Raw genomic sequence first — 17,981 nt, forward strand, 5'->3', positions numbered from 1 at the left:
GACGAGGAGGCGATAACATGAACGTTTTAAAAGTGAGCATTGTTACTCCGGACGGTCCCGTTTATGAATCTGAAGCTGAAATGGTCAGTACGAGAGCTGAAACAGGTGAGCTGGGTATTCTCCCAGGGCATATCCCTTTAGTTGCGCCGCTTGAAATTGGTGCAGTTCGCTTAAAAAAAGCGGATAAAACCGAATATGTTGCGGTCAGCGGCGGCTTTCTTGAAGTTCGTCCGGAAAAAGTGACGATTCTTGCCCAATCCGCTGAAAGAGCTGAAAGCATAGATCTTGCCCGTGCTCAGGCTGCTAAAGCAAGAGCAGAGAAATATTTACAAGCAAAGCGTGATAATGTAGACTTTAAACGGGCAGAACTGGCATTAAAACGAGCCATGAATCGAATAGCTATTTATCAGAATAAGTAAAAGTGACACATGTTTTTACAACACCTTCTGGTCAGACAGATCGGAAGGTGTTGTTGTGAACGATCTTTATATATGACAAGTAGGGAGGAAGGATCTATGATCGACGGGTTGGAAATTGGACAACAGGCCCTCGTGAGCATCATTTCCCATCTTGTATTTATTGGCATTACATTTTGGGCTTTACAAGCACTCCATTTTGACAAACTACTAAGCGCTAATCGTGTCTTCCAAGCAAGATTGTTGTACATCATTTTAACAATCGCCATCGGTTCTTCTGTCAGCAATTTTTTTCTTGATTATCTCAACTGGTCCAGACAACTTCAATTCCTTTTATAATATAGCCCTTTTTGCCTATTTAAAATTTTTGATTTGTTGTTATGATTTGAAACAGGTGAAGAAAATTGTCGAAATAGGATATACTATAAAGTAGTATTTGTCTTTTTTTGATGCTTTTCTCTCAGTATGACATCCTTCTTGGTGGCAACACTGGTATCAGGGAGGGGAAATACGATGAGAAAAGAATATTTCTTTCTTTTTTTGCAAATGATGGTTATGATCAGTTTGATTGCCTCTTTTATCGGGAATAACACCAATGCGGCCAATTATGGAAATATGGACATGGATCACTTGGCACGTGGGGTTTCCCAAAATTCAGGTGCGATCATTGAATGGTCTCTACATACAAGAGAAACGATTGATCTTTCGGAAAAGGATCGGTTCATACATAATTTGAAAAGTCAGTTTCCCGGATGGGTTTGGACTGTTTCTTCAGAGAACGGTTTAGACAACGTGACGGGGCGTATGGAACATGACGACTTTCGAGAAACGATCAAAGTAGTCACCATGGAAGACGGAGGTTCATCTTATAGTTTATACGAAGTGACGGGGAAGGTGTGGAACACCCGCATTTCCAAGAAAATAGAAAAAATCCTCCAGTCCAGAACAGACCAATTATTTGAAAATAATGTACTTGTTTTCTCTTGTATCAAAGGCGTATTCAATGAAGATACCGGAAATTTGGCAAACGATTTGCTGCTATTTTTCCAGGCTGAGGAAAAAGAGGCGCTAAAAGAAAAAGATTTTTACTCTATTTCTGCTAACTCCTCTCTTTTTTCACAATCAATTTCGCTAACTGAACATGAAATGAATCTGCAGATCGGACTGCGCAATAACGAGACGGGAAGCACATCCTTCGTGATAGGCACACCCATCTTAACAAATGAATATTAATATTAAGAAAATGGACGCGGAGGGGAACACTCTTGGAAAAAATCATCGTCCGCGGCGGAAAAAGGCTCAGCGGCACCGTAGTTGTAGAAGGCGCCAAGAATGCTGTCTTGCCTGTTATCGCTGCATCCCTATTGGCTAGCGAAGGAAAAAGTATCATACGAAATGTACCGACTCTCTCCGATGTATTTACAATTGGTGAAGTGTTGCGTCATTTAAATGCAAAAGTACATTTTGAGAATAAAACGGTATATGTCGATGCTTCGGATGAATTGCAACATGAAGCGCCTTTTGAATATGTTCGTAAAATGAGAGCTTCCGTTCTTGTCATGGGTTCTCTCTTGGCCAGACAAGGAAAGGCACGGGTTGCACTTCCAGGAGGATGTGCGATCGGATCTCGTCCCATTAACCTTCATTTAAAAGGATTTGAAGCGTTGGGAGCCTCTGTTGAAGTCGGTAATGGCTTCATTGAAGCATCAGCAACCCAGTTAAAAGGTGCAAAAATTTACCTGGATTTTCCCAGTGTCGGTGCAACTCAAAATATCATGATGGCCGCCGTTTTGGCCAAAGGCACAACCATTATGGAAAATTGCGCGAAGGAGCCGGAAATTGTTGACCTCGCCAATTATCTAAATAAAATGGGAGCCGTTGTAAAAGGCGCCGGAACAGCAACGATTAAAATTGAGGGAGTCGAAAAGCTTTATGGAGCCGACCATACGATCATTCCAGATCGGATAGAGGCCGGGACTTTCATGGTGGCCGGAGCCATAACCGGAGGCAATATTGTTGTAAATGGAGCAGTTCCAGAGCATCTTGCTTCTCTTATCTCCAAACTTCAAGAAATGAATGTAGAAATAGTCGAAGAAAAAGATGGGCTTCGGGTGATAGGTCCGGATAAACTAAAGGCTGTCGATCTTAAAACGATGCCTTACCCGGGCTTTCCGACAGACATGCAATCTCAAATGATGGCGCTATTGCTTTGTGCACAGGGTACAAGTGTCATTACGGAAACTGTATTTGAGAACCGTTTTATGCATGTGGAAGAATTCCGCAGAATGAACAGCAATATCAAAATAGAGGGGCGTTCGGTCATCATTGAAGGACCGAGCAACTTGCAAGGTGCAGAAGTCGCGGCAACCGATTTGCGGGCAGCCGCCGCACTCATCATTGCCGGACTTAAGGCCGAAGGCTATACACGCGTAACAGAATTAAAGCACTTAGACCGTGGCTACTTGGATTTTCATAAAAAGCTGCAAATGCTCGGAGCCGATATTGAACGTGTTCAAGTTGAAGCAGATGAGTTTGGTTTGGAAGAACAACACTTCCAGCCCAACATAAGCTTAAACCCCTAATGAATCGATTGATCATAAGGGGCTGGGACATAAGCAAATACGAAATAGCAAAAACCGAACAATTCATTTATAATTGTTCGGTTTATTTGTGTTAAAAAAATCCCTATCATCGCTACGTCAACATATTTCGCTTTCCGCAGGTCTCTTCAGCTTCCTCGGAAAGCAAAGGTCGCTTTCCTTCGGAATCTTCAGCTCGAGCTATTCCCGCATGAGTCTACCTATTTTGACTACGCTATAAGCTTGCGTATGATACCTAGGACAATTTATCCGGCATGTAAGGTGCCGTAAGAGACTCCCCCTTCAAAATCTTGAGTAAATACAAAAGGTCTAAGTGTGAGAAAACGGCACCTAAATGCCCGATTGGTTCAACTAACATTCAGTAGGAGCCCTATTGAATGAAGTTTTACTTTATTCTTCGTTTTTTCATCAGCTGATTTAGTTGTGTCCAGACTCTCTGTCGTACATAAGCATAAATGCTTGTCCTCTTGAATAAGTTGAATTAAGGCGGTCAATCCGGGCCGCTCTAATTTCATATTGGAGGCATCGGGCATGAAATCACTGAAAACAGCTTTAGTCATTTCCTTTCTTGTATTAGTAGTTTCTTTCTTAATTCCTTCTTTACTTGTCTTGCCTTATTCCAATGAAAGAGCAGGGGCCAAACTGGATGAAGAAAAAAGTTCTACCGAGCAAAGCGTTGATAAAGCCAATCCGGCTGCAGAAGTCGCTGTTTTGCGTACAGCGACGAATACAGTGGAAAAGCTCCAGCTGGAAGAATATGTAGAAGGGGTGGTCGCATCGGAAATGCCTGCGGAATTTGAAGAAGAGGCCCTAAAAGCACAAGCTTTAACCGCAAGAACGTACATCGTCAATCATCTTCTAAGTTCAAAAGACGATCGTATTCCGCAAAATGCCGATGTTTCGGACACTGTCAACCATCAAGTGTATAAAAATAAACAAGAATTAAAACAGCTTTGGGGAAAAGAATTTGATTGGAAAATGAAAAAGATTAAAGAAGCCGTCGAGGCGACTAAAGGAAAAATACTTACGTATCAAGACAAACCGATTAATGCCTCCTTTTTTTCAACCAGCAACGGTTACACAGAAAATGCGGAAGAATATTGGAGCAATTCCGTTCCTTATTTAAAAAGTGTAGAAAGTCCCTGGGATGCCGACTCACCGAAGTTTCAGGACAGAAAAGTGTTTAGTGTTCAAGAGTTTCAACAAAAGTTGAACATTCGTCTTGAGAACAGCAATGATGTGGGCACGGTCACAAAGCGAACATCGGGAAAAAAAGTGGCGGAAGTGTCCATTGCGGGAAAAACATTTACCGGCAGGGAAATTCGTGAAAAACTCGGTCTTCAGTCAACTGATTTTAGTTGGAAAAGGAAAGGAGACACGATCATTGTCTCAACAAAAGGCTATGGACATGGAGTGGGGATGAGTCAATACGGTGCCAATGGAATGGCTAAAGAAGGAAAAAAATATGAGGAAATTGTCCGCCACTATTATCAAGGAATTTCCATTTCAAATGCCAACAGCTACTTTGATAAAATCATGGCAAGCAGTCAATAACGAGCCGGCCTCGACATGAGGCCGGATTTTTTGTACCTTTGATAAAATTACATGTTCCATTCGATGAATAAATTTTTAGTATTTCGGAAAAATAAGATGTTAATTTCTCATTTTTGAGTATATAATTCTGCCTTTTTGTTCACAATGATGGCAGAGGTGATGAAAATGAGAGAGGAAGAAAAGAAACGATCTTCTCTAAAAAACTTTTTTAAAAAGCGGTGGGTGTTTCCGGCCATTTATCTTGCAAGTGCTGCATTGCTCATTTCGGTGCTGTTTTGGTATCAAACGGCAGGAAATAAAACAACGGATGATCAAAACCTGGCTAAAGACAGCCAAGATTTAACGGGAATGTCAGGCGAGGATTCAGCCATTGAAGTGAACCAGGCTTTTGAAAATGTCGCAATGCCTGTCAAAAACGAAGATGAAGCTCAAATTGTCACGCAATTTTTCGATACAAATGCATCCATGGAAGAGCAAGAAGCTGCACTCGTCGTTGATGGAAGCACATACCGTCCAAACATGGGTGTTGACATTGCCATGAAAGATGGGAAAGAATTTGAAGTGGTTGCTTCACTTAGCGGAAAAGTGGTTTCCGCAAGACAAGACTCCCTGCTTGGAAATGTCATCGAAATCGAGCATGACAATGCCGTCAAAACCATTTATCAATCTGTAAAAGACATGAAAGTGAAGTCCGGAGATAATGTAAAACAAGGAGATGTCCTTGGAACTTCTGGAACGAGCCAGCTTAATAAAGAAGCGAAAAATCATGTTCATTTTGAGATTAGAAAAGACAATACGGCACTCAACCCGATTGATTTCTTTGGCCAGCCATTTACCGCTTTTGAAAAAGTAGAAAAACCGGCTGATACGTCCGGTGAAAAAAATAACGAGGTTGAAGAAAGTACCGGTGGTTCAGAAGAAGAAAAAGTGAATGAAAGTACCGGTGATTCAGAAGAAGAAAAAGCGAATGAAAGCACCGGTGGTTCAGAAGAAGAAAAAGCGAATGAAAGCACCGGTGGTTCAGACGATGAAAAAATGAATGAAAGCACCGGTGGTTCAGATGATGAACAAACAGAAACCGGAAAAGAATTACAACCAGAAAAAGAAACGGAAGAATAATATAATCAAAATAGGAGGCAAGCAGATGCGCTTGTCTTTTTTATTTTTCATAAAGAAATCAAGGTGAAGTGATCGTTGCAAATGGGGCTCAACTGCCCAAACGCCCGATTTGTTCGGAACTGCAAAAGAAAAAACGATGGCAGCGACACATCGCAGTTTTTGAAAGGGGCGATCACAAAGGTGTTGCGGCGTACAGGTCGTATGAGTGCACCGAAAAGGAAGTTTCGGCATCGTAAATCGCACCAAGAAAAAGCGTAAGCTTTCTAGCACGTTCCCGCTTCATCTTGCCAACAGGACGCTTTGATCTTAGCCTTTGTTGCGCTTTTGATCTAGGGTTTAGAGTTTTGCAGGTTAGGAATGCTTCGTCGTGTAGCGGCGCCTGCACGCTCCATATCTGATGGGCTTCTTTCGGCTGATTGCAGTCATTGGGTACGTTGCTAAACGGGCGCTTCTGCTTTTCTGCTACTTCTGAGCGTGGAAGAATGAACCCGGAGACCTAAGACGCGACATCACATACCCCTCTTCATTGCAATTTCACTTTGTTTTTTACGTAAGTGTTTGCAAGCGCTTATTATTTGAATGAATTTTCTCCTATCCTTGTCCTTATTGGCTATTTCGAGCATATATCACGTGCAGGACAAATAAGATGATACAAACACCAACAAAAAATAGAGAGTGCTTGAGGTGAGTAATCGTTAATATGGATCCCACATTCTGTTAAATATTTGTTTAATTCCTGTAAAAGTAATTTTCTTGTAAAAAGTGATTCTCCAGCCGCGCAGTATGCTTGTTTCCGAAAAAGCAGACCCAGCAACTTTTTGATAAAACGAGTCTCATTTCACACTCCTCACATCCAATTCAGGGAGGGCGAGTGGTGTGCACGATTACATCAAAGAACGTACAATCAAGATTGGAAGGTATATCGTGGAGACGAGAAAAACAGTTCGCATGATTGCGAAGGAGTTTGGCGTATCCAAAAGTACTGTCCACAAAGATTTAACCGAGCGGCTGCCGGAAATCAATCCGGAATTAGCCGTTCAAGTCAAAAGTATATTAGAGTACCATAAATCAATCAGGCATTTACGAGGAGGAGAAGCGACAAAGCAAAAATATAAAAAGGCAGAATTGCAAAAATAATTTGAAATAAGGCAAAATGCCTTCTCAGCTTGTAGTGAAAATAAGTATTTTTTCTCTACAAGCTTTCTTTATATCTAAGTATATAGAATGCATCTATTTGAAAACGACTTCCGCCCACCTATACTTGCGCGTCTGGATGGATGGCAATCTTCTTCATGTCAGAAGGCAAGGCTAACTATATAAAGTCAATACTGTTATTGGTATATTCCATCCATTTTCTCAGTGAAAATTAGGCATGACAAAAAAGCTTGATGATTCAAAATTGTAAATTTGGATCATCAAGCTTCTTTATAATCCTCATCAGTTTTCATTAGATAAAATATGACTCATTAACTTCTTTGCTATGTGGCTAATCTGGGACAAAACCCTGTAAAAATGAAGTAAACCGCATGGAATCAAGTTTAAAACCTTGATTTCACGCGGGTTTTTCTCACGATTTTTACGAATATGAATCAGCTTTCAACTTATGTCCCAGCCCCTTTTCTCTATTTCGGATTTGCTTATGTCCCAGTCCTTTTTGCACTTGTCATTTTGTGTAAGAAAATCAAAAAACTTGTCAAGTTTTTTGTAAACGATCTCCTTTTCATTTCAAAGGTATGATAAAATATTACATTAGGGAAATCTAACATAGGACGAATTACATACATAACTTTTTTATTTAAATATTGAAGGTAGGGATTCGAATGTTCGCAAAAGATATCGGCATTGACTTGGGGACGGCAAACGTTTTAATACATGTAAAGGGACAGGGCATTGTATTAAATGAACCGTCTGTAGTGGCTATAGACCGCAATTTAAACAGGGTACTCGCGGTCGGAGAAGAAGCTAGACGCATGGTTGGCCGCACACCCGGAAACATTGTCGCAATCCGTCCTTTAAAAGATGGAGTCATTGCCGATTTTGATGTTACTGAAACCATGTTAAAGCACTTTATCAACAAGTTAAATGTCAAGGGCTTTTTATCCAAGCCACGCATTCTGATTTGCTGTCCAACAAATATTACGAGTGTGGAACAAAAAGCAATCAGGCAAGCTGCTGAAAAAAGCGGTGGAAAAAAAGTGTATTTGGAAGAAGAACCGAAGGTAGCCGCGATTGGAGCAGGAATGGATATTTTCCAGCCAAGCGGAAATATGGTCATTGACATCGGCGGAGGAACAACGGATGTGGCGGTTCTGTCCATGGGTGATATTGTTACATCCGCATCGATTAAAATGGCCGGAGACAATTTTGACAATGACATATTGAATTACATAAAGAAAGAGTACAAGCTCTTAATTGGTGAAAGAACAGCAGAAAACATCAAAGTGGAGATCGGAACGGTATTTCCGGGGTCCAGAGATGAAAAAATGGAAATACGCGGCCGTGATATGGTAACAGGACTGCCAAGGACGATTACTGTACGTTCTGGTGAAATCGAATGTGCATTAAAAGAATCCGTGGATGTCATTGTTCAGGCTGCAAAAAATGTGCTTGAAAAAACACCGCCCGAGCTTTCTGCTGACATTATCGACAGAGGGGTCATTCTTACTGGCGGGGGAGCCCTTTTACATGGAATCGACCAGTTGCTTGCTGAAGAGCTCCGGGTCCCGGTTCTAATTGCAGAGCATCCGATGGATGCTGTTGCGGCAGGTACTGGGATCATGCTTGAAAGTATAGACAGAATTGCCAAGAGAAGTTTCGTTTAACAAGGAGGCGTATTTATGTTAAGAGGCTTATATACTGCCGCATCAGGCATGTATGCTTCACAGCGGAAAACAGAGTTGTTGTCCAATAATATGGGGAATGCGCAAACACCAGGCTATAAAGCCGACCATGCATACTCCCGGGCCTTTCCAGAAATGTTGTTGGACAGGATTGATTCGTCGGGCATGACACGGAACCAGCGGGTGGGATCACTAAATACCGGAGTATATGTTCAAGAAATCATTCCCCGTTTTATACAGGGGGATTTGCGGCAGACAGACCGCGCAACCGATTTAGCTTTGTCGGACCGCGGGATGGGGAACGTCCTGTTTTCGATTGAGCAAGACGGCCAAGTAAAATATACAAGAAATGGCCGTTTCACTGTTGATTCATCCGGGTACTTAACGACAGAAAGCGGGTATTATGTCTTGGATGAAAACTCAAATCGGATTCTCTTGAACAGCGATCAATTTCAAGTCGACGGAGAAGGCCGAATTATTGAAAATGGAGCTCAGGTCGCACGGCTCCGTCTGGCTGTATCTGAAAATCCGGAAACCCTTCTTAAAGAGGGAGACGGAATGTATAGAACAGAGAACGGGGAGCTTCTGCCGCTGGCGGCAAACCAAACATATGAGGTTTCCCAAGGCTTCATTGAAGGATCGAATGTTGATCTAACAAGATCCATGACTGACATGCTGACCGCATATCGCGCTTTTGAAGCCAATCAAAAAGTGCTGCAAGCTTATGACAAAAGCCTGGACAAAGCAGTCAATGAAATTGGAAGGCTCAATGGATAATAAGAAGGTGAATGTACAGTGAATAGAACAATTATTACAGCAGTAAACACATTAAATCAGTTGCAACAGCAAGTTGAATTGGTTAGCAATAACATCGCCAATTCAAGCACCACCGGTTATAAAAGACGAGAAGCTTCTTTCGCTGACTTAATAGCCCAGCAAATAAACAATCAGCCCAATACAGCAGCTGAAGTCGGAAGAACATCTGCTTTCGGAATACGTCAATCAGTCGGTGCCAGATTATCACAAACAGCCATGATCGCTGCACAAGGGCCTTTAAAATCAACCGAGCGCCAGTTGGATATTGCTTTTACAAAAGAGAATCAATATTTAAAAGTGCGTGCCCAAGATGGCTCCATCCAGTTTACCAGAGATGGCGAACTTGGATTTCAATTGAATGGGAACGGCGAGTATATCTTGACGACGAAAGAAGGAAATCCCGTTCTTACGGAAGACAATCAGACCATCACTGTTCCGGCTAAAGTGGAACAGTGGACGATGATACAGCCGGGCTTGTTTGAAGCCCGGTTGGCAAACGGACAGCAAATGAACTTCCGTTTGGGCGTTATTTCGTTAAACAATCCACAATTTATGGAGCAAAAAGGCAATTCGCTTATTGGGATTCCGGCTGATTTGGAAGGGGCAGTAAACCCGAATATAATATATACGGAATTAAATGGGGCAAGAAACAATGAAATTTCCATGCAATCGGGCGCACTGGAGTTATCCAATGTTGATATCGGAAAAGAAATGACTGACTTAATGACTGCACAACGTTCAATGCAATTTCAATCAAGAACTGTAACGCTTGCCGACCAAATGATGGGACTAGTGAATGGGATCAGGTAACTCTCGATCGGCCGATACGAAGGGGTTCTACTATGTCAGCTAAATTTTTACGTAAAGAAGAAGCAAAAGCGATCCATAAAAAAGAAAAGCGGCATGAAGAGAAAAAAAAGGAATGTTCCCCGGAAAAAATTAAAGTACGTCTCATTCCCATTTGGTTGCGGACGATCATTGTCCTTCTTTCCATTTTCATCTGCTTGATAACTGGGGTAGTCGTCGGATACAGTGTCATTGGAGATGGAAAGCCGCAGGATGCCTTGAAAAAATCAACTTGGACCCATATTATTGATTTAGTAAATAAAGATCGTTGATGAGACTGGGACACAACTAAATCAGCTGATGAAAAAACGAACAATAAAGTGAAACCATTCATTGCTAGTTGAACCAATCGGGCACCTTACATGCGGGATAAAGTGAAACTTCATTCAGTAGGCGTTTTTTCATCTCCTACTGAATGTTAGTTGAACCAATCGGGCATTTAGGTGCCGTTATCTCCCACTTAGCCCTTTTGTATTCACTCAATATTTTGAAGTGGGAGTCATACGGCACCTTACATGCGGGATAAAGTGAAACTTCATTCAGTAGGCGTTTTTTCCTCTCCTACTGAATGTTAGTTGAACCAATCGGGCATTTAGGTGCCGTTATCTCCGACTTAGCCCTTTTGTATTCACTCAAGCTTTTGAAGTGGGAGTCATACGGCACCTTACATGCCGGATAAAGTGAAACTTCATTCAGTAGGCGTTTTTTCCTCTCCTACTGAATGTTAGTTGAACCAATCGGGCATTTAGGTGCCGTTATCTCCGACTTAGCCCTTTTGTATTCACTCAAGCTTTTGAAGTGGGAGTCATACGGCACCTTACATGCCGGATAAATTGTCCCAGTGTATCATATACGCAAGCTTTTAGCGTAGTCAACATATGTAGACTCCTGCGGGAATAGCTCGAGCTGAAGATACCCGCAGGAAAGCGACCTTTGCTTTCCGAGGAAGCTGAAGCCGTGCCCGCGGAAAGCGAAATATGTTGACGTAGCGATGATAGGGACTTTTTTAACACAACTAACCCGAACAATTATAAATGAATTGTTCGGCTTTTGCTATTTCGTATTTGCTTATGTCCCAGCTTTTTTTAATATGAGGAGGAGTCGAAATATGCTTGATATTAACCAAATAAAAGAAATTATTCCTCACCGTTATCCATTTTTACTTATTGACCAAATTTTGGAAGTGGAAGAAGGAAAACGGGCTGTTGGCATAAAAAATGTAACGGCGAATGAGGATTTTTTTAACGGGCATTTCCCGGACTATCCTGTTATGCCCGGAGTCCTTATCGTAGAAGCATTGGCGCAGGTAGGGGCTGTTGCGATGCTTAAAAAGGAGGAAAACAGGGGAAAACTTGCTTTTTTTGGCGGAATTGACAAATGCCGTTTCAAACGGCAAGTAAAACCTGGAGATCAGTTAAGACTGGAAGTGGAGATGATCCGTGTCAAAGGGCCGGTCGGCAAAGGAAAAGGGATTGCCACCGTCAATAATGAAGTCGTTTGTGAAACGGAAATCATGTTTGCCCTAGGAGAATAATGGCTATAAAAAAGCAGAGAGGGTATTTTTTTGTGAATTATTCCTTTCTAACATATTTTTTTGAAGTATTTTGGGGATTTTGGGAAAGCTAATGTCAGGCCTAAAAGGGTCCAACAGAAAACGGAAAATCGGCAATGCCGATCTGCCCGGAATTATGCGGGACGAATAAAATCTGAAAGGAGCTTACCAAATGAGTCCAAAAGTGTCAAAAATGATTGGAGGAGCAGTACTTGCGTCATTGCTGTTAGTTGGATGCGCAAATAATGACAATGACAAGGAGCCGAACGATAATAACAACGGGGTAGTCGAGGATAATAACGGAACGAACGACACCAACAATGGTGTAAATGACGGAGACAACAATAACAACAACGACAACAATGACGGTAACAACCTCGATGACAACGGCAAGATGAATGATGCGGATAATGATTTAAATAACGATCCGAACATGGATGACAACGAAAACAATCAATAAAAAAGCGGGGTCAATGCCCTGCTTTTTTTATTTTGACTTTTTGATGCTGCCAACAGGTTTTTTCCCTATCTTCATTCTTACTTTAAATTCGGCCAGCAGTTCTTCACCTTCCAAGCCTTCTTTAATCAAATCGTCGAGGAGAAGTTCCAAATACTCATTGCGCCTTTTACTCAAGCGACCGGAGAAGAGCACACTAATATGTTCCTCCATATCCACGATCTGGTGTATTTTTACAGTGAATGGGGCCGGATCATTGGCTGCATGGGTAATGATAACCCGGATTTCAAGCGGCATATTTTGTTCACGCAACTTTTCGAAATACGGTTTATATTGTGCATCGATAAATGCTTCAATCACCCAGCTCCCATCTTCATTTTCTTTATTGATGATTAAACCATCCTTCAACGGTATGTTTTTGGCATGTTTTTCCTCTAAAACTTGCAGGGCAACGATTTTAAAGGTTTTCAAATCGCGTCTCCTCCATACGTTTCTTTTATAAAATTATAACACTTAACCCATCCGTTGTATTGTGATATCCGGTTTTTGCCTATGAAAAGAAACATGTAAATTGATTTATTTTTATTGTTTGGCATCCAAAATCCGGAGTAAAGCGATCAGTTCTAAGAAGATTTTCTAGTTTTCGGAGGGAGTTTTCACGAAAAAATGAATTTTTCCTATTTTACAACAGGTAATTGGACCTTATATACTAAGTATGAAAATAATGAAAGGGGTGATTGATTGATTAACCAAGTAACGTTGGTAGGCAGGCTGACAAAGGATCCCGAGCTGCGGTATACAATGGAGGGGAGGGCTGTGCTCAACATTATGCTTGCTTTAAACCGCCATTATAAAAATGCCAATGGTGAATATGACGCAGACTTCGTTCTATGTACTTTATGGAATAAGACCGCAGAAAACACTGCCAAATATTGCAGTAAAGGGTCCGTCATTGGTGTAATCGGTAAAATTCAAACGAGACATTATGAGGACCAAGATGGGAAAAGAGTATATGTGACCGAGGTAATGGCGGATTCTGTCAAGTTTATGGGCGGAAAGCCGGCACGTGAAAGTCCTTCAAAATCGCCTGCTGAAACGCTTGAGTTTAAGGAGGTGAATGTTTGAAGCAGGTCCCCACGTATCAATCGCTGGAAATACTGATCAGCGACCTCATTTTTATGCTGGGCAAAGCCAACGAAAAAATCCATTCTCTCACTGATCGGGTTTACCAGCTTGAGCTTTTGCATGAACATTTTCCCGGCCATCCCACTCTTTCCAAACAACATATTTCCCTCGAGAAAAAATAACAATAATGGTTGATTCTATCCTTTCTATATCAACTCTCCGCATCATATCCTCATTTTGGCAGACCAGCAGGTAAAAGCTGGTCTTTTTTCTCATGGAACCATTCATGTTGTGGTATGAATAAAGACATCCAGGCTGAGTGCTTGCCGCCTGGATGCATTGAGTTCGATCCATTTACTTTTCTTCCGTAACATAGTGGTTTCATTTAGGGATCCAAAAGGTGTGCCCGTTAAAAACGACAATGCCGGGCAATGTTTCTTCACGGCCATTTACTTTTCTTTTATTTTGATTAGCAGGGTATTCGACAACAGTAGTTCCTTTCCTGGCAATAAATACGTCGCCGCTATTCGCTTTTCTTTCACTCCTCGTTTCATATCCTTTATTTTCGTAATATTGTTGGGCAGGGATGAATCTTTTTTTCGTGAACTCAGAAAGGGAGCCAAGCTCCAGATGTGCCACTACTTTGGCGGGAAGGTCGGTATTATTAATGAGCCCGGTAGGCTTTTTGGGCCCGTATGCGTATAGAAAAACGTCCTCTCCAGAGTGGCCGCGAGTGGTGAATCCAAGATGTGCCCGTTCTGCCATCAGGGTGACAAGTTCCTTTTCAATGTCTTTGCTTTCCTTGATCTTCTTGATGTTACTTTGGGCTAGATTGTCCAAACCATAAAGATGGAGGACTTCTTCTAAATTGGAGCGGTCATGTTTCAATTGCGAAACAGCTCCCGTGACAGTTAATGAGGCTTTTTTTAAGGGGGCGACAAACTTTTCCGCCGGCGTCTCGGCATATGTTTCGTCTGTTTGCTCATTTCCCATCGTTAAACCGCTGTTCCCATGATCGGCAACTGCGATTAAAAGCGTGTTCCGATGTTTCTTGGCAAATGCCAGCGCTTCCTTTACTGCTGCATCAAAAGCCAGTACCTCGCTTATCATGCCTACTGGATCGTTTTTATGTGCTGCATAATCCACTTTGCTTCCTTCAATAAATAGAAAAAAACCTTCCGGATGATTGGATAGCGCGCCTAAAGCTTTTTTTGTCATATCAACGAGGGATGGTTGTTCCGGATTCAGCGTTGGCCGATCGAGGTCGTACGCCAAGTCTTCTTCGGCAAAAAAGCCGTATAGCTCGTTTTCTTTTGCTTTTTGCAATTCGGATTTTGTCTGGACCATACGAACATCCCTGTTTTCATTTACAAATGCATATTTTTTGCCGCCGCCCAGCAGGATGTCGATGTTTTGGTGTGCTTGCTGTTGGCCGATTTCATGCATGTTATCACGGCTCATTGTGTGGGATGAAAAAGCGGCCGGAGTGGCATGCTGGACAGGGGATGTAGCTACAATGCCAGTTGCAAGTCCTTTCGCTTTCGCTGCTTCCAGTATGGTTGCTACTGGACGTCCTCTTATTTTTCCATCAGTGTCTTGATAGGGCACCATCCCTATATAATCTTTTAACGTTTTATGACCGGTGGCCATGGCGGAGGCTGCTGCGGCCGAATCTGTAATCGCGGATTGGTAGGAATATGTTTGTACGCCGCCAGTTAAGATGGAATCGAGTGCGAGCGGCTCTCCTTTATAATGTCTCGCCAATGTGATCACGTCGGCGTTTGTACCATCCATCACCATAAAGATGACATTCTTTTGCTTCTTGCTCGCTTCGTTATCTTCTTCTTTCCAAGGAGTGGAAAAGGGTAGCCCGAATAATAGCAACATCATCAATATTTTTCTGACCATTTAAACACTCCCCCAGAGTTATAAATGATGTTTATTATTCGGGTAAAAACGGTATTTTATTCGTAAAAAAGAATTCTACGGAATGATCACAACAAAAAACCGCAGCTTATCAATTGCTGCGGGAAAAGTGATTAATAAAACTTTTTATAACTGTCAAATTTGCTCTTCCAATAAGAATTGTTTACATTTGAAATTTCTACGCCATTGCTGCCGGCGTGGACGAATTGTCCGCCGCCAATATAAATCCCAAGATGGGAAATACCACTTTTATATGTATTTTTGAAAAAAACCAAATCCCCTGGCTGTGGGTTGTTTATAAAATAAGAACGGTTATAATATCCTTCTGCGCTTGTTCTGCTAATGCTTTTTCCTGACTGTTTAAATACGTAGTGAATAAAGCCGCTGCAGTCAAATCCGGCAGGTGAAGATCCTCCCCAAGCATATTTCGTTCCAACCAAACTCTTTGCGGTATCAATGACGCCCGATCCGGTTTGTTTAACAGGCTGCGGCTTGGTTGGGGCCGGGCTGGCTTGTTGCGGGGGTTGGCTGCTTCCTGGTGATGTCCCACCGCTTACTTTCAGTGTTTGTCCGGCAAAAATCAAGTCAGATCTCAGCCCGTTTATCTGTTTAAGACGGTTAACGGTTGTCCCATAACGGGCGGCAATTTTGCTTAATGTATCTCCAGCCACAATTTTATATGTTCCACCGCTGTTACCGGAACCCGAGCTTGGTGCTGGTGTTGGTGCCGGTGAGTTTTGAGCAGGTGATCCATTTGCGCTTCCAGACACTTTCAAAACTTGCCCGACTCGAATAAGATCCGAACTTAAGCCGTTCAAAGATTTTAATTGAGCGACGCTCGTATTGTGCATGTTTGCTATTTTAATTAAATAATCTCCGGACTTGACGGTATATGTAGCGCTTGATCCGGAAGAACTTCCAGTACTGGAAGAAGATGGTCTTGCGGCGGGTGCTGCCGATTGGTTTGATGTAGATGTGGCGTCAATTTTCAATACTTGCTTTGGGAATATAATATCGGTATTTAATTTGTTTATTTCCTTGAGACGGGATACGCTAGTTTTAAACTGATTAGCTATTTTCCAAAGACTGTCCCCCGGCTTAACCTCGTAAGATGATGCAGAGGCTTTTCCAGCAAAAGTAGTCGCCATAATAGCTACCGTAGCAGCGCCTACCAGCTTTTTCCTCATATTTGTATTCCCCCTAAGTTTTGAATGGCTTTTCAGCCAGTTTAACATAAAAAATCCACATTTCATGAAAATAATACAAAATGTTACATTATTTTAATAAAGAAACCATATATTTCCAATAGCTACGAAATGTAATTCTTTTCATCCTGAGGGTGATATCATAAAATGAAAGAAGAGATGTATTCCAGGAGGTTATAAAGTGAAAAAGAATAACAATATTGAGACACAAGTAATACACGCGGGGTATAACCCGTTAGAGCATTCAGGCAGCCTGACCCCGCCTTTATTCCAAACATCAACGTTCTCTTTCCCGACAGCGGAAGAAGGGGAGTCCCGTTTTGCCGGTGAATCAGAAGGGCATATTTATTCACGGTTTGGCAATCCGACCATTGCCATACTGGAAGAAAGAATGGCGGCGCTGGAAAATGGGGCAGCCGCACTCGCTTTTACTTCAGGAATGGCTGCAGTAAGCGCCACATTATTTCATTTAACGAAATCCCATGACCACATTTTATGTTCGGATGGCATTTATGGTTGTACGTTTGGGCTTTTACAACTGTTAAAGCAAAAGTATGAAATAGACCATGACTTGATCAATATGGATGACGAAGAAACGTTGCGTAAATCAATTCGCCCAGAAACTGCGGTTATTTATGTTGAAACGCCGATTAACCCGACCATGAAGCTTGCCGATCTCGAAATGATTGTAAAAGTGGCGAAAGAACATGGTATTCGAGTGGTTGTGGACAACACGTTCTGCTCCCCGTATTTACAGCAGCCGCTAACACTTGGTTGTGACTATGTTGTGCACAGTGCCACCAAATATATTGGAGGCCACGGGGATGTCATTGCCGGAATTATCGTTGGGGCCGACAAGGAAGAGATGGCGGAAATGGCCGCGTCTGTCAGAAAAGATATCGGAGGGATTATTTCTCCATTTGACGCATGGTTGCTCATACGTGGTTTAAAAACGCTGGCAGTCAGATTAGACCGCCACTGCGACAATGCTAAAAAAATTGCTGAAACATTAAAATCACATCCAAAAGTCGGAAAAATGTTTTATCCCGGGGATGAGGAGTTTCCACAATATCAATTAGCCCAAAAGCAGATGAGACGTTCGGGCGGCATGATCAGCTTTGAAGTGAAAGGTACGAAGGAAGAGGCGCAGGCTATTTTAAACCGCGTACAGCTCATCAAGCTCGCGGTCAGTCTGGGAGACACCGAAACGCTTATTCAACATCCCGCATCGATGACCCATGCCGGAATATCGAAGGATGAGCGTGAAAAGATGGGCATTTCCGACACATTGATCCGGCTGTCCGTCGGTTTAGAAGCTTGGGAAGATATTTGGGCTGATTTGAAACAGGCACTTGATGGAATAAAATAAAATTTGAAGACAGCTTGTCTGTATACAGGGCAAGCTTTTTTTCTGATCATGATGAGCTTTCATGACGATGTGTTACGTGCTGGTTGATTTTCTCATTGTCATAAAAAAAGAGGGACTGCTATAATAAAAAAATGTCATACTGAGTTTTAAGGAAGG

The 17,981-nt window shown here is 42.1% G+C and carries 19 protein-coding genes; 16 read left to right on the plus strand and 3 right to left on the minus strand.

Annotated features, from left to right (window positions below):
* Nucleotides 1–17: 17 nt before the first annotated feature.
* The 13 genes from NST31_RS13105 (at nt 18) to NST31_RS13165 (ending at nt 12,203) form a co-directional block, all read left to right on the plus strand.
* A complete protein-coding gene (locus NST31_RS13105) occupies nt 18–419 on the plus strand; it encodes a F0F1 ATP synthase subunit epsilon (protein WP_339161109.1) in 402 nt (133 codons plus the stop codon).
* A gap of 96 nt (nt 420–515) precedes the next feature.
* Nucleotides 516–755 (plus strand): DUF1146 family protein, encoded by a 240-nt coding sequence (locus tag NST31_RS13110; RefSeq protein WP_077109617.1) that lies wholly within the window; start codon nt 516–518, stop codon nt 753–755.
* A gap of 174 nt (nt 756–929) precedes the next feature.
* Nucleotides 930–1,649, plus strand: a complete 720-nt coding sequence (locus tag NST31_RS13115) for a YwmB family TATA-box binding protein (RefSeq protein ID WP_339161111.1) — start codon at nt 930–932, stop codon at nt 1,647–1,649.
* Nucleotides 1,650–1,681: 32 nt separating this feature from the next.
* Complete coding sequence (gene murA, locus NST31_RS13120; RefSeq protein WP_339161112.1) at nt 1,682–2,998, plus strand: UDP-N-acetylglucosamine 1-carboxyvinyltransferase; 1,317 nt, start codon at nt 1,682–1,684, stop codon at nt 2,996–2,998.
* Nucleotides 2,999–3,547: 549 nt separating this feature from the next.
* Nucleotides 3,548–4,570, plus strand: coding sequence for a stage II sporulation protein D (gene spoIID / locus NST31_RS13125; RefSeq protein WP_339161113.1), 1,023 nt, complete (start codon nt 3,548–3,550; stop codon nt 4,568–4,570).
* A gap of 159 nt (nt 4,571–4,729) precedes the next feature.
* On the plus strand, nt 4,730–5,689 hold the full coding sequence (locus tag NST31_RS13130) for a peptidoglycan DD-metalloendopeptidase family protein (RefSeq protein ID WP_339161115.1): 960 nt from the start codon (nt 4,730–4,732) through the stop codon (nt 5,687–5,689).
* Between the two features lie 876 nt (nt 5,690–6,565).
* A complete protein-coding gene (gene spoIIID / locus NST31_RS13135) occupies nt 6,566–6,826 on the plus strand; it encodes a sporulation transcriptional regulator SpoIIID (protein ID WP_077109611.1) in 261 nt (86 codons plus the stop codon).
* A 683-nt stretch (nt 6,827–7,509) separates the two neighbouring features.
* Entirely contained in the window at nt 7,510–8,511 is a 1,002-nt protein-coding gene (locus NST31_RS13140; protein ID WP_339161116.1) for a rod shape-determining protein, read from the plus strand.
* A 15-nt stretch (nt 8,512–8,526) separates the two neighbouring features.
* A complete protein-coding gene (locus tag NST31_RS13145; protein ID WP_339161118.1) occupies nt 8,527–9,306 on the plus strand; it encodes a flagellar hook-basal body protein in 780 nt (259 codons plus the stop codon).
* A gap of 18 nt (nt 9,307–9,324) precedes the next feature.
* Nucleotides 9,325–10,155, plus strand: coding sequence for a flagellar hook-basal body protein (locus tag NST31_RS13150; protein ID WP_339161120.1), 831 nt, complete (start codon nt 9,325–9,327; stop codon nt 10,153–10,155).
* Nucleotides 10,156–10,187: 32 nt separating this feature from the next.
* A complete protein-coding gene (locus NST31_RS13155) occupies nt 10,188–10,463 on the plus strand; it encodes a DNA-directed RNA polymerase subunit beta (protein WP_339161121.1) in 276 nt (91 codons plus the stop codon).
* Between the two features lie 836 nt (nt 10,464–11,299).
* Nucleotides 11,300–11,725: a 3-hydroxyacyl-ACP dehydratase FabZ gene (gene fabZ / locus NST31_RS13160; protein ID WP_339161122.1), complete on the plus strand. Its 426-nt coding sequence runs from the start codon at nt 11,300–11,302 to the stop codon at nt 11,723–11,725.
* Between the two features lie 190 nt (nt 11,726–11,915).
* Nucleotides 11,916–12,203 (plus strand): hypothetical protein, encoded by a 288-nt coding sequence (locus NST31_RS13165; RefSeq protein WP_339161123.1) that lies wholly within the window; start codon nt 11,916–11,918, stop codon nt 12,201–12,203.
* A 27-nt stretch (nt 12,204–12,230) separates the two neighbouring features.
* Here the strand turns inward: NST31_RS13165 and NST31_RS13170 are convergent, their stop codons facing one another.
* Nucleotides 12,231–12,671, minus strand: a complete 441-nt coding sequence (locus NST31_RS13170) for a YwpF family protein (RefSeq protein ID WP_339161124.1) — start codon at nt 12,669–12,671, stop codon at nt 12,231–12,233.
* A gap of 270 nt (nt 12,672–12,941) precedes the next feature.
* Between NST31_RS13170 and ssb the strand changes: the two genes are divergently transcribed.
* Nucleotides 12,942–13,325, plus strand: a complete 384-nt coding sequence (gene ssb, locus NST31_RS13175; RefSeq protein WP_077109603.1) for a single-stranded DNA-binding protein — start codon at nt 12,942–12,944, stop codon at nt 13,323–13,325.
* Nucleotides 13,322–13,507: a hypothetical protein gene (locus tag NST31_RS13180; RefSeq protein WP_339161127.1), complete on the plus strand. Its 186-nt coding sequence runs from the start codon at nt 13,322–13,324 to the stop codon at nt 13,505–13,507. Before ssb ends, NST31_RS13180 begins: the two co-directional genes overlap by 4 nt.
* Before the next feature lie 199 nt (nt 13,508–13,706).
* Here the strand turns inward: NST31_RS13180 and NST31_RS13185 are convergent, their stop codons facing one another.
* Nucleotides 13,707–15,233, minus strand: a complete 1,527-nt coding sequence (locus NST31_RS13185) for an alkaline phosphatase (protein ID WP_339161129.1) — start codon at nt 15,231–15,233, stop codon at nt 13,707–13,709.
* A gap of 131 nt (nt 15,234–15,364) precedes the next feature.
* Nucleotides 15,365–16,438 carry a LysM peptidoglycan-binding domain-containing protein gene (locus NST31_RS13190; RefSeq protein WP_339161131.1) on the minus strand — a complete coding sequence of 358 codons (1,074 nt, stop codon included), beginning with the start codon at nt 16,436–16,438 and terminating at the stop codon, nt 15,365–15,367.
* 199 nt (nt 16,439–16,637) lie between these two features.
* On the opposite strand from NST31_RS13190, the gene megL reads away from it, so the two are divergent.
* Nucleotides 16,638–17,825: a methionine gamma-lyase gene (megL, locus tag NST31_RS13195; protein WP_339161134.1), complete on the plus strand. Its 1,188-nt coding sequence runs from the start codon at nt 16,638–16,640 to the stop codon at nt 17,823–17,825.
* The last annotated feature ends 156 nt before the right edge of the window (nt 17,826–17,981 follow it).

It is taken from the genome of Siminovitchia sp. FSL W7-1587 (assembly GCF_037963795.1).
Classification (GTDB): Bacteria; Bacillota; Bacilli; order Bacillales; family Bacillaceae_C; genus Siminovitchia; species Siminovitchia thermophila.